Raw genomic sequence first — 24,972 nt, 5'->3', positions numbered from 1 at the left:
GCTTGGAGGCCGACGCAAAATGAAGGCTGCTTGGTGATCGTCTTATTGGCGAATCGAACATAGCCTGTTGTTAAAAGAGTCATACTGGGGCTTGACTACCGTCCGACGAAGCCCCAGTTCTCATCCACTCTATTCCGCGACGACGCTAATCCAAGATTCTCCCGATCGCTATCCCTCCAAAGAACGTGGTGGCAGCTATGCTAAGCAGGCCGAGAATGAACATAGCGAGCTGCACATTACTCATTCTGCCCACCCCACGTACGTCGGCTCTTGGTTTGCGCACTATCTTCTTTGTCACCTGCATCAACTTCCCGTCCTCTCTGTCTGGATCGCTTTTTTATCATTGAATCCTCTGGTCAACCGGTCCAGTGGAGAATCCAATGGTTAAGCTGGGCTCCATGGCCGGTGTAAGGTTATTTTTCTGCCGTTTCGTCACCGAATACGTATCCATCGATAGCGTTTAATCCTTCTTGTCTGCGATTCGGCGGTGCCGTAGCAATCTCTGGACTCCTGGCTACGGTGCTTGACGAACTGTGCTGGTGACGCGTGAAACGATAGCCGCATACAACGGAATAGATGCTGTCGATTCTGCTTAATACTGTCCAGACCGAGGTGAAAGTAGAACCAAGATCCCAAAACCACCGGACATAGACAGAGCATCCAGATGAAGTGGACAGGGGTTGCCGGCGGTGATATTTGATGATACCAATATCTCTTGGAAAACTGAAGTAGGCTACCAGAAAATCTGGAGCCCAGCTTAACCATCACAATTTGTGAGTACTGCGGTAATAAAACCACCGTATACAAACAAAGTTTCGTGGGGTAAAGGCCACTCATCACGAACTGATACGCCGAGAGTGTCAGGTCTACTCTATAGAACATGGTGAAACCGCACGAACTGTCACCTGTTTTGACGCCGGGGCAGGTTGACTGTGTGTACTTCTTAGAGATGGCAGTACTCTGTACCCTCAGCGGCTAACAACGAGGCCATCGTAGTTGTGTAAATCGAGCTAGAACAATAAAATAGGGTCGCATTACAGCACTGACCGCAGACACGCATCTTAAACGCTGGATCGACGAGGCTGGATTTCACTCACCTGCTCGGGACTTTGATGCGTACCTTGACGACTAGCGTCAGTGCGGCGTGAAGCTCTGATAGGGCGGCTGAGTGGCAGTCGCTATCCACGTATCTCACACTCGGATATCGCGCCTTGGACTAGGGTGCTGTACTTGGGTGGTGAAGTGCGTTAAACATTGGTTGGAACACATACCGCCAGCGCTGAAGACGCCGTCCCAACAGCTATTACCCAATACATGAATTATGAATTGTATGTCGAAAGCTGCCGGGGACCCAGAACGAGCTATCAATGGGCTCCTATCGATTGCACAACTGCTGGAAGAGCCACGCCTGGCCCGGCTCTACACGTTTGTCCTCCGCGAGGGCGACGTAACCATCGACGATATCGTCGCTGCGGTAGAGATTCCTCGAACGACAGCGTACTCGGATATGGGGACACTCGTCGACCTCGGTGTCCTGACCCGAGATGAAGAGCAGAAGACGCACACGTATTCCGCTGTCCCGATCACGCTGACTGCAGACTTGGACGGTGACGAGTATACCGTCACGCCCACTCTCATCGAGGCGGTCGGTCGCTCACCACACGATCAGGACCTCGACCTCCTCATGGAACGATACGGGCTCGGCAAACTCGCGGCTGCGCTCACGTATGCCATCCCCTATGCTAACGGTGAGATGTCTGAACGAGTCGCAGCTCGGGAGCTCGATCTGCAGCAGGCCTTCGCGATTGCGGTCCTGCATGCGCTCCGAGATGTGGTTCAGGACATGGAAACCGTTGATCCACACTTCGAGGATATCCGGAACGCTCGCGACCACCCACCGTCAGCGGAGGACTGACGGACACCTATGAGTACGCCATTTGACCCATTTCAGGAGTCCGTGGCGTGGGTCGCAGATACGGGATTCTTCATCGCCTGTGGTCGGCAGCAGAATAATAAATACGCTGCTCTCGAGCGCTTCGCCGCTCAGAACGACCTCACGTTCGTGATTCCCCAGCGCGTCTATGCGGAACTCGGCGGAGCACCAGACCGCAGCACACCGGGACAGACGCCGATTAACAGTGCACTCGATGCTGGCTGGGTTCGAATTGCTGCCGAACCCGACTACGCGAACAGCACAGTCTCTCGGGTGATGGATGACATCCGGTCATACATTGCTCGCTCATCGAATCGAGCGGAGGACCAGATTGAGAAGGCAGATACGGCCCTTGGCGCTGTTGCAGCGACCCTTCTTGAGAGCGGCGACGCTCGATACGTCTGTGTTGTGACCACGGATACTGATGCTGGTGAAGGAACTGTCGCCGCACTTGCAGCCAACGGCTTCGAAGGTCGAATCCAGTTCAGAGACGGATTCGAGTTGATCAACAAGATTACGTAATCGGGTTGTCGGTGAGGCAGGCTCTGTCTTCGTTCCTGTTTGCACTTATGCTAGGGGTACGCAGTAGTGTAGAATGTACGTGCCGATGTCGGATTTATCGCCTTGTTGAACCCTCTCTCGGGGAGGCACTGTCTAGTTCTGAATCTCTTCAGCTGGCGTTTTTCCGTCAAGAGCTTGGTTCGGCCGTTCGTGGTTGTAGTGGTGTCTGAATCGTCGTAACCACTGTTTCGCGCTTGATTGACTGCCCCTCCAGAAGGAGTGAAAGCGGTCGATGCGCATGGTCACAGTCTGGAACCACTTTTCAATGTGGTTCCGGATTCGGTAGTCGAGCCGACCGCTCAAATCGTGACGTGAGAGGGCAGTCAGATAGCCGCCAGCATCAACGAGAAACACTGAATCGGCGACATCGTGTTTCTGAGTGAGCCGATGCAGGAACGCCGCCGCGGGGTCAGTCCCGCGGCGGCTGAACACGTCAACTTCAAACAGCAGCTTTGATTCGGTATCGACAGCGGCGTACAACCACTTCTTTTCGCCGTCAATCTCGATTTGTTTCTCATCGACCGCGACCCGCGACGGCGACGCCGTCGGCGGGTCGCTCTGTGCTTCAGACAGTGTATGCACCCAATTCCAGACCGCGCCGTGAGAACGATCGACACCCAGCAAGTCTAAGATCGCAACCGTCTCCCTGATCGACAGCCCCGCAGTATGGAGACGCACCCCAAATCGCCGGACGGGTGTCGGAGTGCGCTCATTCTCCCAAACGTCTTGGCTGTCCTCATCTAACGTTTCTCTGAGGAGGTCTGCGAGTTGCATAGGCACTTCTCGCTACGACCTCCTCGCTTCTCAAACTCGCTCAACTAGACAGTGCCCTCGGGGATAACTCTCGCACCCAACAACAAGTTAGACCCACAACGATTGTTTGACTCTTCCACACCACTGTTTCCGGAGCAAAACGCCCTACGCCGGCCTGACCGGCGCGACATACTGACTCCTGACCTTGTTACCCTCGCGCCATTGCAAGTAGTAGTACTCGCGATCGTCGATACTCTTCACTGTCACCGTGCCCTTCGAGCGTGGTATTTCGGCCTGCTCGTAGGCGTCGGCTACTTTCTCGTCCCAGTCGTCCTCGTCGTTGGCCCATTCCTCGGGTGTGTCCACGCTGTTCTGGTCCTCGACCCCGTCATCGCTCTCTAGCAGCCCGGCCAGCTCGTCGACGGTGGCGATCGCGTCCTCGTGCGCATCGTGACCGTCCTGGCTGAGCCCCTCGACGTCAATGCGTTCCAGCGCCGACAGCGCTTGGTGGGCGTACTCCTCGTCGCTCATACGCTAACCAACACGACCGGGCAGAATAGCGTTTGTGTTGGTTAGCTTGTCCACACCGTGTTTCGAATGTTCATACCCCCACTGTTTCATGTGTAACACGCAAAAAGAACGTCTCAGCTATCGTAATCCGAGCGATTCCACAGCGTCGGTGAACTCCGAACTGGACATCTCTTGCACTGCCTCGACCCCGCGTGCCACGACCACCGGGTAGTAGTGGCGCTCTTTCTTCACGTCCCAGTCGCATTCGTATTTCATCCGGTCGAACTCGTTGTCGACCGGCTCCATGAGCCCGTCTGGCAGATGAATCAGTTTACTTCCCCAAACGTCCTTATAGTCTTTAGCAGATTTATCTGATTTAGCCTTCATAGTTTGTTTATCTTGTTTAACATTCTTATCTCCATTATCTGGTTTATCGGACTTATCGCTCTCATCGGATTTATCCGCCTCTTCGTCGCCGAATCGCTGGCCGAGTCGTTCGGACATCTCGTCTTTGGCCTGGTCTCTGTCTTTCATGATTGCTCCTCGATGAAGTAGTCCGCAATTCGTAGCAGTTCGTCAGCCTGGTCGCATTCCTCGTCGTGGCCGAAGATACTGTGGCCCGCGTTGAACGCCCGCTTGATGACAGCACGACTTCGGATTTCGAACACCGGTATTCGATCACTGAATGTATCGTCGAACCACTCCAGCATCCCCTGTTGTTCGCCATCCAGTGGGTAGTCGACGTTGCTGACGACCAGCGCCTCTTCCTGAATAGACGCGCCGAAGTTGTCTTCGAGTGAGTCGATTTGCTTGAACAGCAACTCGACGGCGCGGATGCTCGTATCCTCGGCCTCGGCTGGAATCAGGACGTTCTCACAGGCGAGTAGCGCGTTGTCGGTCAACAGCCCCAGCGATGGCGGGCAGTCCACGACAAGGAAGTCGTAGCCAGTCACATCCTCCAGCAGCATCGACAATCGCTCCCGGCCGCGCATCCCACTGACGAGCTCCTGCTCCAGGGAGAACATGTCGATGTTCGCCGGGAGGACGTCGAACTCCTCGTGGGCGACAACGAGATCGTCGACGGCGTGTTCGCCGGGCGCTTTCAGTGCGTCGTTGAGATTCGGCGATGGAGTAGTGTACTCGTCGTCGAGACCGACGCCGCTGGTCAGGTAGCCCTGCGGGTCCAGATCAACGAGCAATACGTTCTGGCCGCGCTCGCCCAGCGCTCCGGCGATGTTCAATGCGACCGTGCTCTTTCCGACGCCGCCCTTCTGGTTCGACACTGCCAACCGATATGGTTTATTCGACATAGTTAACTAAACCCTCTAATCTTGTTTAACAAGTTATGCTGACTTAGTACTACCGTCAGACAACGCTGACACCCTTGGTACCGAGTGAAAGACTAAATCACGGAACGGACGATATCGACTGTCTGACTATCTCTAGATCCTATTCCTGTCAGAAAGAATCTATGCGCTGAAGCTACGAATGACAGAATCCGTGCACGGGATCTCGACATCGATCGACTGACCGAAGGGGGACGAGATGTCCCCCGATGTGACAAAGAACCGGTCAGATCCGGTTGCGGCTGCTGGTGACAGTCGCGACCGGCGATCGATTGACGAGCGTCTACAAGCTATCGATCCGATCTCCATCGAGACATTGCCGCTGACAGAACAGGCCGCGGCGGTCGTCGACGAGACGACCGTCGCGGCCGACCTGGTCACGCAACTCGATTTCAGTCGCTACGAACGCCGCGATCCAGTTCCTGACTGGCACGATTCGAAGCCGTTCGAGGCGATGTTCGCCGCTCTGCTCTTACAGGAACTCGAAGACACGTCCGATGGCTGGCTCCATCGGACGCTCGACGCTGATCCCGACCTCGCGACCGAACTCGGTTTCGAGTCCGGCGATCCCCCGTCGAGAAGCACGATCTCCAGAGCAGATACTGGACGATTCGCCGAACTCACGTCGACGATCGAGACGACTGCTCGCCAGATCCAGCAGTTGGCTACCGAACGCGGCAGTCCGATCGGCACTCCCTACGAAGAGCGCGCTTCCGGGGAGCCGACAGGCTCCTCGAAGCGCACTGTCAACCGCCTCCTTCGGCGGAAAACCAGGGATCTCCTCGACGAACTTCAGACGGTCGTGTTGCCGGCCTTCGAGTTCGATCGACCCGAGGATCCCATCTACGATGACGAAGAGTTCCTCACCCTCGAAGCCTGTCTCGGGGTCACAGGCACCGCCGCCAACGGCGGTGCCGAGACCTACGGCGATTACGTCAATCCCGATCCCGACTTGGACGATCCATTCTACGAGGACGGCCCGAGCGGTGAAACGCTGCTGGAAGCGATCAAGGACCTCTCTCCGACGGACATCACCGAGATGGTCAACCAGGGCGCGGCCCGCGTCTTGACGCGGGCCAAGCCCCGGATGGAATTCGAGACACCAGTTATGCTGTCGATCGACGTGACCTACGTCGCTTTCTACGGGGATCGCGAGGAACTGATCCGGGTGCAAGGAGCCCCTGACGACAAATCCTACGACTGGTGTCACAAGTTCGCGACCGCGAACGTTGTCGGGGACAACGTTCACTTCGCGGCCGCGATGCTTCCGGTTGGGAACGCCGACTACCACGATTCCGACGCCTACCCTGGAGAGGACAAATCCTATCGAGTCGGCGACGTCGTTCGCCGACTCGTCGATCACGTCACCGAGGAGTGCCGGATCAATGTTCGCCGACTCTACGGCGATGCAGAATTCTACGCCACCGACGTCTTCACCTCTCTCGAATGGCGAGACATCCGGTACGTGATCCCGGCCCCGCGCGATGACCGCGTCAAGCGGTTCATCGCGCGCATGGACGAGGACGTAGATGGGAACAAGCAAGTGACGGTCAAAGACGACCATGCTGTTCACGGTCCAGTCAAACACGACGTCAGTAATACACGGGCTGAGACGACGCTCGTCGGCCTTCCTCCCGACGAGGATCACGACGAAGTCCAGACGTTTGCGACGAATCTCGTCCTCGACGACGAGATTCGTCTCGATCGGCGCTGGACTAAGAAACAGATCACTCGGTACAGACGCCGAGGTGGGATGGAAACGGCTTACAGTAAAATCAAGGAATTCGCGCCGTGGACGACGTCGACGGACTTCTCGGTTCGACTGTTTCACTTCGGCTTCGCGGTCCTGCTGTACGATCTGTGGTTGCTGGTGGACTTTCTGGTCCAGACATTGATCGATGTCGTGGAGTTTCGCACGAAACCGCGGGTGACGGCCCCGCGGTTTCGTGCATTCCTTCGCCGGGAGGTGAGCGCATTGCTGTAAATCCCGGTCCGTGGTAGCCCTTCGTGAGAGGCATCACTGTCAAAGTCGACTGATTTGCCCGGTCTCTCCTGTCCGACCGCTACTCACCACCGCTGAGTAGCGGTCGTAACTTCTTGGTCAGCTGGTACACTGGCCCGACTTCCACCGAGAGAGGTGGTTCTCGTGCACGGATTCGGCGGCATTCGCAGCGCCACCATGCGGATTTCGTATAGCGAAAAACACTTTAAAGCAATATTTGCTAAGCCACCGTAGAGCCATAAGTCCGTTACAGGTCTGCTGTGGCAACAGAACTATCAGGTTTTAGTGTGTTTAGCTGTGTATGCCGAAATCGGCTGATTCAGATTCAGAACCGGGAAAGCACGAGGGTTCCCCCGGGATTGAGCGGACGAAGCCTTGGCACTCCGCCGACGACGTTCCCTGGACACTGCTGACCGAGGGCCAGCTCGCCGACGCCTACGAGGCTGTGGTCGTGCCGGCGCTGCGGCGCGACGACTTCGACCCCGAAACCGACAGGCCATCCTACGAGTGGCTCTCGAACAACGGCTTCCGTGGGCTCACGTACGCGCTGAAAGAGTACCACGACACGACGTTCGCCACCTTCTGGTCGGACACACTCGGGTACGACACCGAAACCAGCGGCTACGACTGGGATATCGAGCACGACGAGACCCGCGAGTCCTTTCAAGAGTATCTCGACGCCAAGCAAGCGGCCGCAGATGACTGGACCGATAGCACCCGCGAGACCATCCGGTATCGGCTCGCCCGCTACGCTCGGTCCTACCGAGAACGCCACGGAACCGATGATCTCCTCTCGCCCGTCGACGCCGACAGCGACATCACCGGGACCGAAGCCGTCGACCGCTGCCGGGAGACCCTCGCCTACATGTCCGGAGAGTTCGCTGAGTCGACCATCGCGCGCGTCCACGATGCAATCCGAACGTGGTACGGCTGGCTTGTTGAGCGCCGTGTGGCGACAGTCAATCCCACCAACGGCGCGGAGGACTGGTTCTCGTGGACGCGCTCGTCGGACACAGATCCAGTCGCTCTCGAGTCCGAGCACGTCCGGACGATGTTCGACGCCGCCATCACCAGCCGCGACCGGATGCTCGTTGTTGCCCTCGCTGGCTGGGGCCTCCGGGCGGGCGAAGTCGCGGCGCTGCACCAGGACCAGCTCCATCTCAACGGTGACGACCCCTATATCCAGTTCGACGAGCGAAAGAACGGGCCGGGGACCGTCGCTATTGTCTTCGGCGAAGACATCGCTCGCTGGCACCTCTCCCGCGTCGATGGCTATCTGTTCCCCTCGGAGCGCTCGAAAACCGGCCACGTCGACGGCACGACCATCGCGGGGTGGTTCCACGAACTCGCCGACAGGGCCGGCGTGCCCGAGGAGATCGACGGCGTCGCCCGGAAGCCACACATGGGTCGGCGGTTCTGGTACGACGCCTACTCGCGAACGACCGAGGACCTGCTGGCCCACGTCCAGGATATCGCCGACGAGCAGGGCAGTGCGAGCGCGAAGGTGGTGTTCGAGGACTACCTGACCGACGAGCGAAAGCGTGAACTCCGGCGGGGGTTCATGCGGGAGAAATTATCCAATGCATTTAGCTGCGAATAAGCCGATATAAATACCAAATACATATATCTATAGGTTGGTAAATTGAGTTGATGGACTTCTGGACAGATGAGCGTGCACAATCGGTTCAAGTCGGCGCGGTTCTGCTTTTTGCGATTCTTATAGTTGCTTTTAGTATTCACCAAGCATATGTGATTCCAAGTCAGAATGAGAGGATTGAATTTAATCATGCAACTCAGACTGAAGGAGAGTTGCAAGAGATCCGGAATAGCATAATCTCTGCCGGGGAAAATGGTAATAGAGTGCCGGCTTCGGTACAGCTTGGCACATCATATCCTGCGCGGTTAGTCGCTGCCCAACCTCGGCAATCATCAGGCTCGTTGCGGGTAAGCAACATTGGAGAAGCTAGCAATACATTCTCTTTGCAAGACGGGCCACCAAGTGCTACGATAGCCGAAATTTGCGGTCTTAGCACTGTTAATACAAGTACTGTGACATATGAACCGAACTATAATTACTTGGATAGCGTCGGGTCTGTCACTACTGAAAGTACAGTAACATATACTACTGGAGAGTTTGAAGGACGATCTGTTCAGACGGATCAGTTACTCGTTAGTGGTACAACAGTTCATATATATCCTCTTGTGGGTGAATATGATCGAAGCAGTGGAGGTAGAGAGCCCATTATATTCCAAGGCAACAAGACTGGGGAAAAATCATATAATGGCGATTTTAGTTTAACAGTCCCAACGAAACTGTCCGCAAATGAGTGGAAAGATATCCTGCGAAGCGGCGAGAACAGGGCATCTCACGTTGATGAAGTCACACCCGCAAGTGGACAAGCAGTGACGATAGTTTTTGATACTGCAGACTATGATATTAAATGCTCCCCGGTCGGTGTTGGAAAGGATCCGGACAATAGCCCCGAATATAGCGCAGGAAATGGTAATCAAGGTCGGAGTGGAAATACACTAGGACCTGAGGTACCACGTATCTCAACCGATAAAGTATCTGTAAAAAAAAGCGATTCGTTCAATCTCACAGCAGTAGTTAATGATCAAGGAAGAGGAGGGAATGATATTATCCAAGCTCAGTGGTCATCGAATAAGTCTACAAATAGAGCACCCAACCGGCGGTCTAATATGTCCGCTTCAGACGGAGAATTCGATCAGCCGAAAGAAGACGTTAACCGATCCATAGATACCGCTGGTTGGGCTACTGGCCACCACGAATTATCCATCCGTGGAACGGATGGGAACCTAACACAGGGCCCCACAAATTCGACAATCGTAAACATCGCACCGCTAGCCAGTGCAGAGCGCGCTCAGATAGTCAGTTCCAGAAAAACCCGTAATAACGACGGTGGTGGTGTGCAAGACACTGTAAAGTTCACTCTAGAAAATACCGGGTCTTCTCCAGTTAGTATACAAAATATTACAATTCGCGATGCTGAGAACTTCCAGGTAGATCAAGTTGGAAACGGTTCAGCTGTTTTTAATAGAGGATGGTCTTGGGATGATGCAGGCCCAGAGATTGTGAGTAGTCGTACCGGAAGTCTATACGACTCGACTGATGGTCCCGTCCCACTGAGAACCACGGTGCAACTCCAATCAAATGAGGTGGTCTCAGATGGTGAGCAAACAGAATACACGATTACTGAGTTCAGGGATAATCGCTTTGGTGGATTCGGTAGTAATGAGGATCCTGGCTCGCAAGTGACGTTGACTCTCGGGTTTGAAGACGGGAGTGAAAAAACAGTAACGTTGGATAATCTCTGAGGTAGTGTCGGCGGCGTCCTTGCTACTGGCACTCTCGTGTTCTCCAGTTCGCTAACTCAGTCTGGCCCGACTGTCGATGAATCATATTCGTAGTGCTCGCTATCACTATCCCTGTTACCACCGCTTACGCACTTGCTGAATGGTTCGTTGAGGGGATTAAGGAGAGAAACAAATGACGGTTAGAAATCCGGGCGGGTAGCTAACCAACAACTGCGCGTTTTTTCGGGGTCTTGTTGGTTAGCACTTTTCGCGACACCCTGTCCTGCCACATACTTAGTCAATCACATCGACAGCCGCGTAATCCCGTCTGATGACGGTGAACCAAACTGAACTAGCTGTGGAGCATCTTCGAACCGCTGGTGAGCATGATTTTCGGGATGGATCGTCGCTGTCGGCGGCGCACTACCGCCGACGCGACAGTGTCACCACTGACGACCGCTGTCCGGCCCGATGGACAGCTACCGGAAGAACCGTCATCAATTAGTGCGGGGCGCCGCCAGACTGCATATCCTCGCCAAGCAGACGCTTACTCTAACCTGATGTGATCAACTGAGGTTGGAGAGCGCGTTACTGTAGAGATTACCGATGTTAGAGAAAACGTCGCCTTCGCTCAGGTTGTTACACGGGGCAGTTCCTCTGAGTAAACTGTCCTAGATCTATTCCTCGTTGGCGTAAACGAGTTGCAGTACTTCACGAAGGTAATAAAGCACTTTGTCATCATCGGTCTGCTGATGAGCGTGCCGGATGTGCTTTTCAACGGGGTTATCGGTTTCAGTTTCGACGCTTTCTCGAGGCACATATCCGTATTTTATTGTAACTTAATATACCTGCTGGTTATTTGCTAGATATTGATGTACCACCCGTAATTAATTGGCTTGTTATCGGTGCGCAACCAATACCAGTTTGTCTACTGTACCTGAGATGCAAATTGATTCGTTGAAGAATGTCAAGTAGCGGTCCCAACAACATACCGGTCATCAGATGAGATGCTCGATGGACTCGCCGCCCCGGGCTAACTCAGACTGCTCGGACGAGGCATCTGTCTTACGCTCGGAGAGCGGCTCCAGTGAAACGGACTGTTGTATCGCCGTGAACTTCGACCGTAGTTGGCTGCTCGTCGAACGCACTAACTCTTCGTCTGGCCATGATTGACAGGAATGTGCTTAGTTCCACTTTATACTGATACTTATTTCAAATAAAAAGGTATCGAATGAATGCCCCGAGACCATGTATAAGAACGAGATCAGGCAGGAGAATGCCGCACACTCCGATCAGTTGGAGCACTAACGTAGGCCCAGACTGAACAGTCAGAGAGAGTACGCCATACTCAAGCAGGGACAAGACAAAAACCCCAGCTGTGACCGCTTTCAGACTCTGAATTCCGTCATACGCGATAGCCCGGGTACTATCCGCGCCACGGAGTGGAAGTCCATGATTTCGGATGTCGATGAAGGTGCGAATTAGTACCCATGCCGCCAGTACAATTACGCCAAGGGAGCCAGCAGCGACAATCATTATTCCGGCGCTGAGGATTGACGTATCGCCACCTAACGCGGTAAATGACCCAAAAATTACGACCGGCAGTGCGATCACCCAGACTGCAACCGATAGTGCTGTTAGTAGTATCTCAACTGGCAGGGTATTCGCCGACATCCATGCTTGAATCCGCTCCGTACGTGAGGGCGGGGCCGCTATTCCTGATTGTCGCGGTGCAGCTGTTGGACCGCTGGAGGGCTCGGAAGGCATATTCGGCGCCAATATCCCAACGCGAAAAATTCTTATCAAGTAGCCTGTAATAACCCCGTTCACACCGTAGTGGTTCTATTACTTCATCAAGAGAAAGAGACACGCCTGCAAGGGCTGAAAGACCAACTTGAGGCGACCGAGGGTGACGAAGCTGATGAGCTCCGTAACGAAACCGATAGGAGTTATGGAACCTGTCGAAAAACAATTTTGAGTCGAATCTTACGGTCTTAGCATCGGCTATAGCATTAATTGGCCCCATATACCGGCAAAAAACATTTTTCGACAGGCTCTATGGTGACTTTATCTGAGTCTCTGTGGTAATTTCCTCGAAGTTCCCAATTGTTAATTGGCAGAATATCTGTGCGAAAGTGGTCCGCGCACTCCAAACGGCGGTTTCATCATCTGCTTTGCCGCCGCGAATACTAAGTAAAAACACGTCAAGGTCGACTATCAGAATCCGCTCAGCATACTCGTTACTTTGATTGACCTGGGAAGAATAAAATATGTCGATATTGTCATTATCGATCCACGAACTATCGATTGTCTGACCGCTCTTTGCAAGTAGTGTGACGCCGATACCACGCTCACACGCTGCTTCCAGTGCTGTTACCAAATCTGGGCTTGGGTCAACAAGGTCTGGGCTACCATATAGAATTGTTTGGTTCGCTTCGGAAGCTAGTTTAGCAATCCTCTCGGTAATAGCTGTTTTTCCAGTAATTGACCAGACATCTTCGTTCTCTTCGGCTTCGTTTCCAGTAGCAGGTTCCAACGACTCAAGATAATCAAACACACTATCACGCTGAGTTTCAAACCGATTTTCAAGCTGTGCTTTTGCTTCATCCAGTGAAACAGGTTGGAATACCTGTGGATTCGACTGCTGGATGCTAATGAACCCGCGACTCTCTAAATCGTGTGCTGTCGTGTATACTTGCGGCCGGGGAACGTCGGTTACAGAAGCTATCTCACGGGCAGTCCCGCTCCCAATCTCAACGAGTGTAATGAACACGCGTGCCTCATACGTTGATAACCCTAGCTCTTTCAATGACTCAGTTGCTTCGTTATCGCTCATTCTATTGATTCTCCGAATGCTTTACTATCGTGTGTACGAGGGTGTCATAGAACAGTTACCACACCAAAGAGCAGGGTGAATGCTGAGGTGGTATGGACTCAGCGACCCTGCAGAATGAGCCTTCGGTAGAGTCGTTCTTCAATGTCGCGGAGACCGAGACGTTAGCGTTGTTTGAGCATCTCTCCTTCGAGTTTCTTGGCGAGTTCGACGTGTTCGCCCCGGCGGAGACGGGGCGAACACGAGAGCATAAACCACCAGAGATGCTGCGTGGGTTCCTCCACTGCTATTACCGTGATATCTACGGAATTCGTCCTGCTGAGCGGGAGCTTCAGAACACGGTTGTCTGGCTGAGCTGTGGCTTCGATCGACCGCCGTCAAGAGACGCGGTCGATCGGTTCCTTACTGACCTCGAACACGTCGTCGACGAAGTCTTTGACCACCTCGTCGAGCAGGCCGCCCGGCGCGGCCTGCTCGACTTGACCTACTGCATCGATTCAACCGACGTGAGGGCGATGCCCGCTGACCAAGATGCGTCGAAATGCTACGATCCAACCGATGAAGAGTACTACTACGGCTACGGCTGTACGATTGTTTCGACCGGACAAAAAATACCGATTGCAGCGGAGTTCACCGAGAGCAAACAAGCGCCAGAAGAGACGGCGATGCGCGTCACCTGTGACGCGCTCGCCGTCGCCAAGCCGATTTGGATGGTCGGTGACAGCGCCTACGACACCCTCGACTGGCACGACCACCTGCTGGCCGCAGGGGTCGTGCCAGTCGCCCCGTACAATGCTAGAAACGCTGACGACCCGAAAGATATCGAATACAGGGTCGAGGACCGCATTGAGAAACACAGCGAGGATGTACAGCTGAAACAATCGATACTAAACCAGACGTACAATCGCCGCACTGGAGTGGAACGAACCAACGAATCAGTGAAGGACTGCGGCCTCGGGCGAACGCACGCCCGAGGCCGCGCCCACGCACGAGCGCAGGTCTTCCTCGCACTGTGTCTTCGCCTGGTCGTCGCAATCACCAATTACGAACGCGGAGACAATCCGGGAAGCACGATCATCACGGTGTGAGAAGAGTTCTATGACACCCTCATCGTGTGTACTGTTATTATCCGATCTTTGAACATTGTGTATCCAATCATATTTGAATGGAGTTCGCTCATTGATTCACCCGAAAGTTGTTTCCAGACAGGAACCGAGTGATATCAGATTCAACGAATTGGGACCAGATCACAAGTGCAGAGGGGACAATAATTATCGATGCAAGATACGAGTAAAGAATTGTCAGCCCGGTCAATATGCCGAACTGTCCAAGCACTGGTGTGATTGCAATTACGAGCACCCCGATTCCTGATACTGTTGTTAACATCGAACCGGTAAGCGCTCCACCAGTACCGCGGACTGTAGTAGTGAGTGCGATAAAGACATCTGTACCTCGTTCATATTCTTCTGAGAACCGGTGGATCAGGTGCGCAGAATAGTCTGTTCCAAGCCCAAGCCCGATCGAGAGGATGGTTCCCGTTAGGACATTAAATGGAATCCCAAGGTAACGCATCGTTGCAGCGATGCCAGCAACAGTGATCGCAATAGGTAGGAGGTTAACTACCCCAAGAAGGGGCCGGCCTTCGAGCGCGGCATACGCGATAATAAGAAAGATACCAGACCCCACGAGAGCAAGAGCGAGACTAATCAACGCTGACTCACCAATCACGTCTGAAACTGCTTTGAGAACAATTACGCCGCCAGTTGCGGTTGCTTTAAACCGGAAGCGATCCGAAACAGTGCGAGTGTCAGAAGTCACTTCATCCTGTGTTGCGTCGGCTTCAACAGCGTACTCAATACGCGCTGACGTATAGTCGTCGGTAATATAATTCAGCGCCTGTCCTCGCGCTGGTGAATCAAGTAAGGCATCATAGATTGTTACCAAGTTATCATCTGGAATCCCGTTTGCATTCCGGTCATTTTGGGCGACAAGTGCAGCGAACTCGGGACTTCGATCAGCGTACGATCGTATAACGGTAATAATAGACGTTTCACGGGCATGACCGTCATCAACGATGAAGCTATCCGGTGGAGAGTCTCCTGCGCGGTACATAGATTCAAGCGCTCCATCATCTGTTAATGACCCTTCAACGTACACTGTTGTTGTATCTTCCTCGCCAGTTTGGAACCGATCCTCAAGGAAATTCGTTGTTTCTGTCACTGTGTACTCACTTGGCTGTACACTTGCTGGTAAGTATTCCAGATACTCTGGATTTTCTTCGGGTGGCAGAAAATCATCCTGCGAGAACCGCGACTCAACTCCAGAGCCATAGACACCAACCCACGCTGTGCTGAGTACCAGCACGATGACGAAGGTCTTTGGAGCTGCTCTACCGATGTGTACGCCAGCCAAAAGAACCCGTCCAAGTAGTGAGTCCTCCGAACCCATCGGTTGTGACCCAAACGTCGGAATCGGATATCGCTGGCATAATTGATCAGCATAGACCTTGCTTGCAGGAAGAAACACTCCAAAGATGAGGAATGTAAATACAATGCCGATGGCAGCGACGATGCCAAAGTCTTGAATCGATCCCAATGGGCTACTCATATTTGCAGCAAAGCCGACCACAGTAGTCCCAGTGACAATAGCAAATGCGACGAGCAACTGATCCGTAGTGGTCCGCATTGACTCTTGAATCCCGTATCCCTGGATCCGCTCTTCACGGTAGCGATTAATCGCATGAATGCCGAAATCAATCCCGACCGCAAGTAGCAGGGGAGGGACTGCAATTAACAGCTGTGAGAACGCGATGCCTGCCAGGCCCATAAAGCCGAACGTCCAGAGAATTGCCATCGCTAACGCTACCAGACCTAATAGAAGGTCGACAGGGTCGCGATAAGCGATGATAAGGAAAAACAGGATCAGTCCGACTGCAGCGGGTACTACTAGAGCTAGTGAATCGCTTATCACTGATGACAGCTCTTCAGATGTGAGGCCACTGCCGAAAACAGTGATGTCACCGCCGACGGAATCAACAATAAAGACTGCTTGTTGCTGTATACTAGTGAGTGGACTTGATCCGCTGCTACCTGGACCGCTGTCGGTTTCGGTTTGCAGTTGATGTGTAACAATCCCGATTGTTGCCGAAGCGCTGGCTGAACGAGCATTGAAGTCGTTACTGAGACTGGCCCGAAATTGTGGATTTCGCTCAGCGGCTGTTTGCACAGCTTGGTCAATCTCACTCGGTGCCGCGGTTTCAACGACACGGATCTGCTCTTCGAATGTTTCTGCAGACGGATCAAGGGTTCTGGCAACTGCCTGTGCGACGCTTGTGGTGGATTCGACCTGTATCTCAGGGTTCTTTGACAGCCGATGCTGCGCTCGAAGCATCCGCAGTAATTCTGGCTTCGACAAGACATTCTGGCCTGAGTGGATTAGCTGTGTCGTCCCTGTGTCACCCTCAAATGTGATTCGCTCAAAGTTGTTGTTTACTTCGTCCAACGCATCGGCTGCCGGAACATCGTCGACAAATTGACTGGTCCCAGACTCTGTGCCAGACTGCCCAAGGCCAGTCGCAAACACGCCTGACAGGATCAAAAAAACGAGGATAACCTGTTTTGGCCGATCCGCAATCCAGTGGTCTGCAATGTCGATATACCGCTGGTAGTTGAGCTCGAAATCCATGGATTAGCTTGACCACCGCCGCCAGCCACCGATTCCAGCGACCCCAATAATGACGAACACGCCCAAGATAAGAGGGAGTGGGAAGCCGCTGTCTTCAGGTTCTGTTACGACAATTGCGGTGGTATATGTTTTCGAGACTTCAGAGTCGCCATCTGGCATTTCGTACTGGAAGTCAAGTGAGACTGGGTATGTTTTCGGCAACGCACCACTTGCTGCAGAGAGTGCGATGGTAACTTCGGCTGTTTCATTTGCCGCCAGCGATGTGACAATCGCCTCATCGTTATCACTGGATAGGGGGCTTTCAACAAACGCCTTTGCTTCGACGTTTTGTAGTGGTTGCTCACCGTTATTCGTAATTTGTATCGTTACGGCTTGGTCACTCCCAGCCGCAATTTCATCTGTAGCAGTTTTAATAATGAATCTGTCGCGCTTGGGTTCAATTCTTGCTCTTGTCTCTAATCCATCACTTCTCTGCACATCGCCGCGGGTGTTCCGATAACGAGTTGTGAGATTGAATTGCTGAACGCTGGCACTTCCTGCGTCACTTACCGTTACGGTGTACTCAAAGTTAGCACGCTCACCTGGAGCAATGTCAGGAATCGCGTATTCTGAGGAGTCCACTACAATGTTTGGGTTGGATGGAGAGAACATCACGACTGGATTTGTAACCGCATCGGGCCCGTTGTTAACAACTGTTCCCGAAACTGTTCCTTCTTCACCGACGCGAAGATTTGTTGAGACGTTTGTAACTGAAAAAGACTGCTCAGCAGTCGGTCGCACTCCGGTAGTTAGCGGTCGAGAGGACCTGTCAATCCCGTCGATGTCGCGGTAGTTCACCGTGAGATCAACAGAGTATGCTCGAAGTGTAGCGTCGTCAACCATTTCAACGGTATATTCGATGACGCGTTGTTCGCCTGGCTCCCACGACCCGATATTTGCCGTTGAACTCTTCGATCCGGTCCCAAAGAGAAGTTCATCGCTGGAAGACGCTGCAGCAACGCTCGCGTCCCGTGCTGCTCGGTCACCAACATTCTCTATCGTTACAGTGAGATTTCCGCGGTCACCGACTTGTGAAGTAGTTGTTGAGTCGACAATATCGAATCGCGACTGACTGCGCACACGAATCGTCACATATTCTGTTCGACTCCGGTCGAAATCGTTGTATTCGGGTCCAAAGCTATCGTAATTGACACTCCGAGTAGATGCATAGCTGATTTTGACCGGAACTCGGTATGTCCCTGGTTCCGCACTATCCTTGATCGTGATGTTCACAGGTGGAGCTGATGCTGTCCCTGTTGGTACATTTCCGATGCTGACTGAGCCAGTATTTATTTCAATTGGTGCGGATCCAGATTTAACATCGGCTGTGACACCACGAGCGGTTGTGATGCGATTTTCATACTCTGCAGGGCCTCCTTTTCTAATTGAGCCTCTATTTACTATTTCAAGCCTAAGTTCTGCCTGAGTCCCTGGTTCAAACTCTTGGGTGGGGGCATTGAGATCAATATCTGGAGATCCAATTACTTGTCCAGAATTCCCCGCTGTTTGTGCAGTTACTGGAGCGATAGTTGAACCAAGAAGCACGGCAGAAAGAATAGCTGCAACCGCAATAGAACGTACGTGATTATAGATCACGGTTCACCTGAGTAACTTCATTCGGACACACTCGCGCTGAAAACATCTCCTGGGTTGGGGCCAAGTCGGCTTGTTTGTACATACCTACATACAGACTGTGTTAGGAACCTTAAGAATGTTTTCTCATTGTTTGATAGTGCTAGTGGCCCCACCATTCGTATTTATTTAATACGTATCCCCCCTGTTGCGTTGCAGTAGCGAGCCTCTCCTAGAGAATCGGTCGTTCTTGATGGATTTTCTGTGCGTCTTCAGCCATCCGTTCTATAGTAGTCATTAGAAATAATTGCTCACTTTTGGAAGCGACAGTTGGTCGAGAGCGGTATCGATCGCGGTGGTCAGTTGCTCAAGCGAGTCGAAGAACCAGTTGCTGAGAGCGTTTTGGAGTTGTCGCCAACACTCTTCGACAGGATTGAGTTCCGGCGAATACGCCGGCAACGTGACGAAGGCGAGGTCGTCACGGGCCGCCAGGTCCGTGACGTCCGACGCCTGAAAGTACGGCGCACCATCCAGCACGACGATCAAGTCTTCTTCGAATTCTTCGCATAACGCGAGAATGAAATGTTTCGCGTGATCGGCGGTGACGTATTCGGTAAATCGGGAGAAAAAGCAGTCGCCGTCTTCGGTGATCGCGCCGAGCAGACACGTCCAGTCGAGTTGACCGGACAGTTCGACGCTCGGCCGCGTGCCGCGCGGAAACCACGCGGCACGCGGCTCGACTTGCACGGATTTCTTGGTCTGGTCGATACAGACTACGGTGGCGTCCATATCCCGCCGCTTTTTTTTTGAGAGTGCCGTAGAACTTTTATTGCTCGTCTTCGTCGGCTTCGGCGGCTTTCCGGCGCGGTTTCTGATAACTCAATCCCGCTTCTTTCTGCCGTGTTGAATAGCGGCCTCTGAGCCAAAATAAGTTGACATCAGCTTTGAGACCATGAGCATCAGCCCCTAACAACCCGACTCAAATTCTGACCATCCCGACCAACACCGCTGTTCAACAGAGCACTTCTTTCTGCCGTGTTGAATAGATGCTGAGTCGCGGTTAGAGTGGTTCACAGAGCGGTTCTATGTTCGAGATGGCGAACATCAGGACAATCTCACGGAACTGTCGATACCAGCCGAGCGCTCGCACGGTGTCGCCGAGCGAGCGCTTCGTTGTCGAATACGATGTTTCGGCCATCCAGCGTTGAGAGTAGCCTTTTGTCCGGATGAGTGCGTTGTGTCCTAGCGTCAACGGTCTTGATCCACGCTGTAAAATGAGTGGTTCGACGCCAAGCGCGTAGAACTCGTATTTCGTGATCCAGCTGTGGAAGGCTTTGTCTGCAGCCACGGACAGCAGGTCGTCCGCGTTCCGGCGGACGACCTGCGTCCCGGTCTTCGTATCGTGTTTCCACCGGGCAGATATGTGCACGTCAAGGACAGCAAGAGATTCTCTATCGGTTAGTGTCGTCACTTTCAGTGTTTGAACGTTGCTTCCCGACCGCTGGCGGTAGTATGATGAGGCTGAGCGGCGGTCGAAGAACGTGCTATCGAGTGCGGCGTGGCCAGACTGCGGGTGCTGCTGCGCTGAAACGCGCAGCAGCGCCCGCCACACCCACATTTCCAGCCGGTCGAATGACTTGTAGACCGTGGTAAAGTCAGGTAGATCGTCCGGATCTAGACCAAGTGCATCACAAATATCGGTCATATACTGTAGCCGATTCGGTGTTTCACGGTAGCTGTGGCCGTCTTCGACTCGGAAACAGTGGAGAACGACGTGCTTCCAGCGGGCGAACCCGTCGCTGGCGGGCTCGCCCGCGTGCTTCCCCAACGCTTGTTTGACTAGCTGCCGACACTGCTCAACGAAGTCGAGGAGATTGACTTCCATAGCTAGAATTGATTTCCTCGGCTTCGTCCTTCTAACCCGTGATAACCGCCGATTAGATCTCTATTCAACGCGGCACTTCTTTCTGCTCTGTTGAATAGCGGTGTTGGTCGGGGTAGTCGGAGTTTGAGTTGCTCGTTAGTAGCTGACGCTAGTGGTCTCAAGACCAAGATAGTTTCAGTGTGGCTCAGAGGCCGCTATTCAACAGAGCACTTCTTTCAGCAACCGCCGGCAGTTCGGGATTGAATAGGTGACACCGTGCGTTTCTTCGAGATAGTCTTGAGCGAGCGCCGGCGCGTCGACCCCAGCTTTTTCGGGCGGTTCGTGAACAGTCTCTTGGAAATTTTGCTGCTCTGAACCTGATAACTTTCTTTTTCTACCAGTTCTCTTATCATCAGTTACAGCCTGCTCAAGCGACTCGTCAGTGTCGAGTCGCTTGAGCCAGCTATAGATCGTTCTTCGACCGGTGTCGTGCCACGCAGCAAGTTCGGTCTGAGTGACGCCATTTTTGTATGCGATCGCCGCTAACAACCGTTGTGTCGGCTTGTTTCCGTCCACATTGTCGAGAGCGTCTTGAAGTTCCTTGACGGAGATCCCGTCAAGATGATCCTTTAAATCGTTCAACGTACTACGGGCAAAAAGTTCTAACGATTACTATAGCCGTTGAACGCCACGCTCATCTGATCCAGTTGTACCCTATGATCGAGTTGGGTTATGAGCTACCGGATTTGGATGAGTTGTCGCTGTGGGCGTCACGAAATCCAAATCCACACAGAGATCGATTACGTGAGCAGGTTGAACAAGGTGAGTTCGGCTTTGACCGCCATTAAACTAGAACCGATGGTGCGTGCGCAATTTGAGTAATCTCTGAGGAGGTCTGCGAGTTGCATAGGCACTTCTCGTTACGGCCTCCTCGCTTCTCAAGCGCGTTCAACTAGACAATGCCCTGCGGAGGTATGTGCAGTATATTTAATACCGACCGAAACGGAGCGACCTATATGCTAGTGGTCTCCGATGCGGCCCTCCTGCCGAGCAGTTGGTTCGACATAAAACTCCCTTTGAGGGGGGAACCTACGTGACGCGAGGTACTGCAGCCGTACTCGCTTGTCTTATTGTTGTCGGATTATTTCCTGTATCTGTCGCGGGTGCAAACATCAACGCCTCCATCGCAGACGTTGACATCTCAGTTTCATCACCAGCACCAGGTGAACCCGTCACATTTCACGCGACAGTCCGAAATCTCGAAAGTAGTGATGCACCGCTCAAAATTAACGACATCGTGATCCGGCGCTCTGACTTGAGTGCTATCGAGCGTGCCTCGAATCTAGGCTCGATTTCGCCGGGCAGCACGTTGGAAGTGCCATTGACGGCGACGTTTGACTCGGCAGGGACGAAAGATCTCCGTGTCATCGTGTACGGTCGCGACCCCGGGACAGGCACGAGCGTCAAATTCCAATATCCGGTACAACTGAACGTTGAAGAGCGTCACCCGCAGATGGACCTCACAGCTAACGATTCCGTTGCCGGCGTCGAATCGACCGGTGAAGTCACGGTCGCAAACGGTCTTGACTCCCAGATAACAAATGTCGAGATCGTCGTTGAGGGCGACGACATTGAAATGACACAGAGCAGAACAGTAGCGTCAAGTATCTCTCAGAATGGTTCTATGACCGCCCCATTCCGGTTCCGGCCAGAGTCCTCTGGAGAGCACAAATTGACCACGACGGTCAGCTACACGGTCGGTGACGACATCACGCGCACTACGACCCAGACGAAAGTCATCGACTCAGACCCACTCCGGAACAGCGTGGAACTCGATACGACTGCAGTCGGCAGCGGCACCGACCGCGCGCTGCGAGTCGCCGTCTCTAACGGGGCCAACGCGCCGCTCTCAGATGTCACTGTCAATGCAACGTCTGCGAACGCGTCGTTCCAGCGCGTACTGCTCGAGAATATCTCAACTAGCACGACCCAAGAAGTGCGACTGAACGCCACGACGGACGAACCTCGGGCGGACGTCACCGTCACAGCCGAGTACGAACTCGGGACAGAAACGGAGCGGACGACCGCCGAAACGACGCTCCGGTCCGTCCCAGGGACGATAGACCTCACCGGGCTGGACGTGATCCGTCAGGGCGGGCGCCTCCAGATTTCCGGGAGTGCGAGCAACGTCGGCTCGACAGATGCGGACAGCGTCCTCGTCAGCGTCGCCGATACCGAGAACGTCACCCCGGCGACGCCAAACCGTGACTACTTCGTCGGGACGGTTCCGGCCAGTGACTTCGTCTCCTTCGACGTGTACGCACGGACGGAGGGGAATGTCACGTCGGTGCCACTGGAGGTGACATATCTCGTTGACGACACGCGGAAGCGACAAACGTTCGACGTCAACCTCGACCGGATGGGCGGTTCGGCACAGCAGTCCGAGCAGGACAGCGACAACGGGGGCGGTGATCAGAACAGTATGCTGCCGGTGTTCATCGCTGGCGGACTGGCGCTACTGGTCGTCGTTGGTGTCCTCGTGCGCCGCTACCGAAGTGGTGACGATGAAATCGAGGTATGACGGTCATCGACGCACAGGGACTGGTCAAGCGCTATCGTACCGGCGGTCAGACCCTCTACGCGCTGGCGGGTATTGATTTCGCCCTCGAGGCCGGCGAGTTCGTCTCGATTATGGGCCCCAGCGGCAGTGGCAAGACAACCCTGCTGAATACCCTTGGGCTGCTGGATACGCCGACGGAAGGGACCGTCCTGCTGGAGGGGCAGGATGTGACCGGTCTCGGCGACAGCAAGCGGACCGCGCTCCGCAAGCGGACGGTCGGCTTCGTGTTCCAGCACTTCTATCTCCTGCCGACGCTGACTGCCGTCGAAAACGTCGAGGTCCCTCTGCTGTTGGACAGCGACCCGGAAGTCACAAAGCGGGCCAGAACGCTCTTAGAGCGGCTCGGTCTCGACGACCGACTGGATCACAAGCCCGACGAACTCTCCGGTGGCCAGAAGCAGCGCGTCGCCATCGCGCGCTCGCTCATCAACAGCCCGAAGGTCGTACTCGCCGACGAGCCGACGGGCAATCTCGACAGCGAGACCGGGCGACAGATACTCGACGAGTTCCGCCGCATCGCCGACGAGGACGACGTGGCAATCGTCGCAGTCACCCATGACGATCTGGTCAATGAGTACGTCGACCGAACCGTCCATCTGGTCGACGGCACCATCGGGAGAGAGCGAAAGAATGGCGGGTAGGTTCTTCCCGGCCGCGTTGATGGCGCGGCGCAACCTCACACGAACGAAAATGCGGTCATTGCTGGCGTCGCTGGGCATCGTCATCGGCGTCGTCGCCATCGCTTCGCTGGGGATGTTCGGCGTTGCGCTCCAGTACTCGTTCACCCAGAACCTCGGCAATGTCGGCAACCAGCTCACGGTGTACCCAAATTCCGGCGAAAATGTTACTGAACTCACCGAGCGCGACATCCGCACTATTCGTAGAGAAGCAAGCCCGACAGCGACTGTCTCACCGGTAAAGACGCGCGTTGGGACGGTCTCGTACAACCGCGAGGACGCCGCCAGTGAGACAATATACGGCGTTGAGAATCCAGCAGCGTTGTACGAGGCCCAGGAGGGGCGGGTGTCTCCGTTCCGGACCGGCGCGCTCATCGGGTCAGATGTCGCGGAAGAGCACGATTTGCATCCAGGAAGTCAGATCACTGTCAACGGGACCAGCGTCCGTATCCGAGCCGTGCTGGAAGAAGGCGACGCGTTCTCCTCAGCGAACCCCGACAATCGAATCATTATGCCGGTGGGTTCGTTCAGTGAGCGTAGCTACTCGGAAGTGTACATCACTGAGTCGACTGGGACGCGAGCCAACGAGACGGCCATGGGGATACGCGACTCACTCAACGATCGTGAGCAGCGGGTCTCCGTTCAGGAACTAGGCTCGCTCGTTGACACTATTGAACAGCAGTTCCAGATCATCAACACCGTCCTCGCCGGTATCGCATCGATTTCGCTGCTCGTGGCCGGTATCTCGATTCTTAACGTCATGTTGATGTCCACCGTCGAACGTCGGGAAGAGATCGGCGTCCTTAGAGCGGTCGGCTACCAGAAACGAGATATCCTCAAAGTGATGTTGATGGAAGCGACACTGCTCGGATTCCTCGGTGGTATCGTTGGCGTGGCTCTGAGTGTCGGTGCCGGACTCGCAATTAATCATTACGCTGTCGGCGATGCGATGGCCGTTTTCAGGCTGCCAAACGTCTGGTACGTCGGCGCGGCATTCACTTTTGGGGTGCTAACGAGCATCGTCAGCGGGCTGTACCCAGCTTGGAAAGCAGCGAGCGAGGAACCAGTTGACGCGCTACGTGGTTAAACAGACCTGCGGCATCGATGCCGCAACATCATCGGCCTCCGTGGGCTATCTCGTCCGAACTATACGTAGTCTAAGAACCAATCCGGAGCGCCGGTGTACTCGGTACAGCAGCGCTTGCGGTATGGTTCTCCTCTGGCGTTCGATAGATATCTCGTCCAAGTCGGCGGTGGTGCAGA

18 protein-coding genes and 4 pseudogenes are annotated in these 24,972 nt (G+C 54.1%); 11 read left to right on the top strand and 11 right to left on the bottom strand.

Annotated features, from left to right (window positions below):
* Nucleotides 1–1,330 precede the first annotated feature (1,330 nt).
* A complete protein-coding gene (locus RR_RS00915; RefSeq protein WP_049938447.1) occupies nucleotides 1,331–1,915 on the top strand; it encodes a DUF7437 domain-containing protein in 585 nt (194 codons plus the stop codon).
* Nucleotides 1,916–1,924: 9 nt separating this feature from the next.
* Entirely contained in the window at nucleotides 1,925–2,455 is a 531-nt protein-coding gene (locus tag RR_RS00910) for a hypothetical protein (protein WP_011222291.1), read from the top strand.
* A 132-nt stretch (nucleotides 2,456–2,587) separates the two neighbouring features.
* On the opposite strand, the gene RR_RS00905 is transcribed toward RR_RS00910, so the two are convergent.
* The 4 genes from RR_RS00905 to RR_RS00890 all read right to left on the bottom strand — a co-directional run bounded on the left by RR_RS00905 (nucleotide 2,588) and on the right by RR_RS00890 (nucleotide 5,067).
* Entirely contained in the window at nucleotides 2,588–3,268 is a 681-nt protein-coding gene (locus tag RR_RS00905; protein WP_011222290.1) for an IS6-like element ISH17 family transposase, read from the bottom strand.
* Between the two features lie 144 nt (nucleotides 3,269–3,412).
* On the bottom strand, nucleotides 3,413–3,778 hold the full coding sequence (locus RR_RS00900; RefSeq protein ID WP_011222289.1) for a hypothetical protein: 366 nt from the start codon (nucleotides 3,776–3,778) through the stop codon (nucleotides 3,413–3,415).
* Between the two features lie 117 nt (nucleotides 3,779–3,895).
* The gene (locus RR_RS00895) at nucleotides 3,896–4,291 is read right to left on the bottom strand and encodes a hypothetical protein (RefSeq protein WP_011222288.1); all 396 of its coding nucleotides are present in this window, start codon (nucleotides 4,289–4,291) and stop codon (nucleotides 3,896–3,898) included.
* The gene (locus RR_RS00890) at nucleotides 4,288–5,067 is read right to left on the bottom strand and encodes a ParA family protein (protein WP_011222287.1); all 780 of its coding nucleotides are present in this window, start codon (nucleotides 5,065–5,067) and stop codon (nucleotides 4,288–4,290) included. Before RR_RS00890 ends, RR_RS00895 begins: the two co-directional genes overlap by 4 nt.
* A 247-nt stretch (nucleotides 5,068–5,314) precedes the next feature.
* Here RR_RS00890 and RR_RS00885 point away from each other — a divergent pair, with 247 nt between their 5' ends.
* The 4 genes and pseudogenes from RR_RS00885 to RR_RS21230 form a co-directional block, all read left to right on the top strand.
* Complete coding sequence (locus tag RR_RS00885) at nucleotides 5,315–7,087, top strand: transposase (protein WP_232508506.1); 1,773 nt, start codon at nucleotides 5,315–5,317, stop codon at nucleotides 7,085–7,087.
* Nucleotides 7,088–7,406: 319 nt separating this feature from the next.
* Nucleotides 7,407–8,705: a tyrosine-type recombinase/integrase gene (locus RR_RS00880; protein ID WP_011222285.1), complete on the top strand. Its 1,299-nt coding sequence runs from the start codon at nucleotides 7,407–7,409 to the stop codon at nucleotides 8,703–8,705.
* 50 nt (nucleotides 8,706–8,755) lie between these two features.
* A complete protein-coding gene (locus RR_RS22010) occupies nucleotides 8,756–10,441 on the top strand; it encodes a hypothetical protein (RefSeq protein WP_011222284.1) in 1,686 nt (561 codons plus the stop codon).
* A gap of 548 nt (nucleotides 10,442–10,989) precedes the next feature.
* Nucleotides 10,990–11,085 (top strand): annotated as a pseudogene (locus RR_RS21230) (TRAM domain-containing protein); the annotation flags it as partial.
* Nucleotides 11,086–11,418: 333 nt separating this feature from the next.
* On the opposite strand, the gene RR_RS21225 reads toward RR_RS21230, so the two are convergent.
* Nucleotides 11,419–11,568 (bottom strand): hypothetical protein, encoded by a 150-nt coding sequence (locus tag RR_RS21225; RefSeq protein WP_232508505.1) that lies wholly within the window; start codon nucleotides 11,566–11,568, stop codon nucleotides 11,419–11,421.
* A 908-nt stretch (nucleotides 11,569–12,476) separates the two neighbouring features.
* Nucleotides 12,477–13,256, bottom strand: coding sequence for a TrmB family transcriptional regulator (locus RR_RS00870; protein ID WP_011222281.1), 780 nt, complete (start codon nucleotides 13,254–13,256; stop codon nucleotides 12,477–12,479).
* A gap of 92 nt (nucleotides 13,257–13,348) precedes the next feature.
* Between RR_RS00870 and RR_RS00865 the strand changes: the two genes are divergently transcribed.
* Nucleotides 13,349–14,341: an IS5-like element ISHma6 family transposase gene (locus tag RR_RS00865; protein WP_011222280.1), complete on the top strand. Its 993-nt coding sequence runs from the start codon at nucleotides 13,349–13,351 to the stop codon at nucleotides 14,339–14,341.
* A gap of 88 nt (nucleotides 14,342–14,429) precedes the next feature.
* Here RR_RS00865 and RR_RS00860 read toward each other — a convergent pair whose 3' ends face one another.
* The 5 genes and pseudogenes from RR_RS00860 to RR_RS00840 all read right to left on the bottom strand — a co-directional run.
* Complete coding sequence (locus RR_RS00860) at nucleotides 14,430–16,937, bottom strand: efflux RND transporter permease subunit (RefSeq protein WP_011222279.1); 2,508 nt, start codon at nucleotides 16,935–16,937, stop codon at nucleotides 14,430–14,432.
* A 3-nt stretch (nucleotides 16,938–16,940) separates the two neighbouring features.
* A complete protein-coding gene (locus RR_RS22730; RefSeq protein WP_232508504.1) occupies nucleotides 16,941–18,572 on the bottom strand; it encodes a COG1361 S-layer family protein in 1,632 nt (543 codons plus the stop codon).
* A gap of 273 nt (nucleotides 18,573–18,845) precedes the next feature.
* Nucleotides 18,846–19,443: pseudogene (locus tag RR_RS00850) on the bottom strand (IS630 family transposase); the annotation flags it as partial.
* A 165-nt stretch (nucleotides 19,444–19,608) separates the two neighbouring features.
* Nucleotides 19,609–20,433: an IS5-like element ISHma11 family transposase gene (locus RR_RS00845; protein WP_011222276.1), complete on the bottom strand. Its 825-nt coding sequence runs from the start codon at nucleotides 20,431–20,433 to the stop codon at nucleotides 19,609–19,611.
* Nucleotides 20,434–20,643: 210 nt separating this feature from the next.
* Nucleotides 20,644–21,054, bottom strand: a pseudogene (locus RR_RS00840) (helix-turn-helix domain-containing protein); the annotation flags it as partial.
* Nucleotides 21,055–21,083: 29 nt separating this feature from the next.
* Here RR_RS00840 and RR_RS21780 point away from each other — a divergent pair.
* From RR_RS21780 to RR_RS00825, 4 genes and pseudogenes are all read left to right on the top strand, one after another.
* A pseudogene (locus tag RR_RS21780) lies at nucleotides 21,084–21,260 on the top strand (IS4 family transposase); the annotation flags it as partial.
* A gap of 665 nt (nucleotides 21,261–21,925) precedes the next feature.
* Nucleotides 21,926–22,993, top strand: a complete 1,068-nt coding sequence (locus RR_RS00835) for a hypothetical protein (protein ID WP_011222274.1) — start codon at nucleotides 21,926–21,928, stop codon at nucleotides 22,991–22,993.
* Complete coding sequence (locus RR_RS00830; RefSeq protein ID WP_004966935.1) at nucleotides 22,990–23,673, top strand: ABC transporter ATP-binding protein; 684 nt, start codon at nucleotides 22,990–22,992, stop codon at nucleotides 23,671–23,673. The genes RR_RS00835 and RR_RS00830 overlap by 4 nt, the downstream gene beginning before the upstream one ends.
* Nucleotides 23,663–24,796, top strand: coding sequence for an ABC transporter permease (locus RR_RS00825; protein WP_004966937.1), 1,134 nt, complete (start codon nucleotides 23,663–23,665; stop codon nucleotides 24,794–24,796). The genes RR_RS00830 and RR_RS00825 overlap by 11 nt, the downstream gene beginning before the upstream one ends.
* The last annotated feature ends 176 nt before the right edge of the window (nucleotides 24,797–24,972 follow it).

Source organism: Haloarcula marismortui ATCC 43049 (assembly GCF_000011085.1).
In the GTDB taxonomy this organism is placed as follows: domain Archaea; phylum Halobacteriota; class Halobacteria; order Halobacteriales; family Haloarculaceae; genus Haloarcula; species Haloarcula marismortui.
The sequence above is the reverse complement of the archived record's forward strand: the minus strand, read 5'-3'. Positions and strand labels throughout refer to the sequence as shown.

Bases quoted from the DNA above. Each gene is read 5' to 3' on its own strand.
- RR_RS00865 (WP_011222280.1), top strand. From the start codon at position 13,349: ATGGACTCAGCGACCCTGCAGAATGAGCCTTCGGTAGAGTCGTTCTTC.
- RR_RS00830 (WP_004966935.1), top strand. From the start codon at position 22,990: ATGACGGTCATCGACGCACAGGGACTGGTCAAGCGCTATCGTACCGGC.
- RR_RS00900 (WP_011222289.1), bottom strand. From the start codon at position 3,778: ATGAGCGACGAGGAGTACGCCCACCAAGCGCTGTCGGCGCTGGAACGC.
- RR_RS00860 (WP_011222279.1), bottom strand. From the start codon at position 16,937: ATGGATTTCGAGCTCAACTACCAGCGGTATATCGACATTGCAGACCAC.
- RR_RS00825 (WP_004966937.1), top strand. From the start codon at position 23,663: ATGGCGGGTAGGTTCTTCCCGGCCGCGTTGATGGCGCGGCGCAACCTC.
- RR_RS00845 (WP_011222276.1), bottom strand. From the start codon at position 20,433: ATGGAAGTCAATCTCCTCGACTTCGTTGAGCAGTGTCGGCAGCTAGTC.
- RR_RS00835 (WP_011222274.1), top strand. From the start codon at position 21,926: ATGGACCTCACAGCTAACGATTCCGTTGCCGGCGTCGAATCGACCGGT.
- RR_RS00870 (WP_011222281.1), bottom strand. From the start codon at position 13,256: ATGAGCGATAACGAAGCAACTGAGTCATTGAAAGAGCTAGGGTTATCA.
- RR_RS00905 (WP_011222290.1), bottom strand. From the start codon at position 3,268: ATGCAACTCGCAGACCTCCTCAGAGAAACGTTAGATGAGGACAGCCAA.
- RR_RS00880 (WP_011222285.1), top strand. From the start codon at position 7,407: ATGCCGAAATCGGCTGATTCAGATTCAGAACCGGGAAAGCACGAGGGT.
- RR_RS00895 (WP_011222288.1), bottom strand. From the start codon at position 4,291: ATGAAAGACAGAGACCAGGCCAAAGACGAGATGTCCGAACGACTCGGC.
- RR_RS00890 (WP_011222287.1), bottom strand. From the start codon at position 5,067: ATGTCGAATAAACCATATCGGTTGGCAGTGTCGAACCAGAAGGGCGGC.
- RR_RS00910 (WP_011222291.1), top strand. From the start codon at position 1,925: ATGAGTACGCCATTTGACCCATTTCAGGAGTCCGTGGCGTGGGTCGCA.
- RR_RS00915 (WP_049938447.1), top strand. From the start codon at position 1,331: ATGTCGAAAGCTGCCGGGGACCCAGAACGAGCTATCAATGGGCTCCTA.
- RR_RS22010 (WP_011222284.1), top strand. From the start codon at position 8,756: ATGGACTTCTGGACAGATGAGCGTGCACAATCGGTTCAAGTCGGCGCG.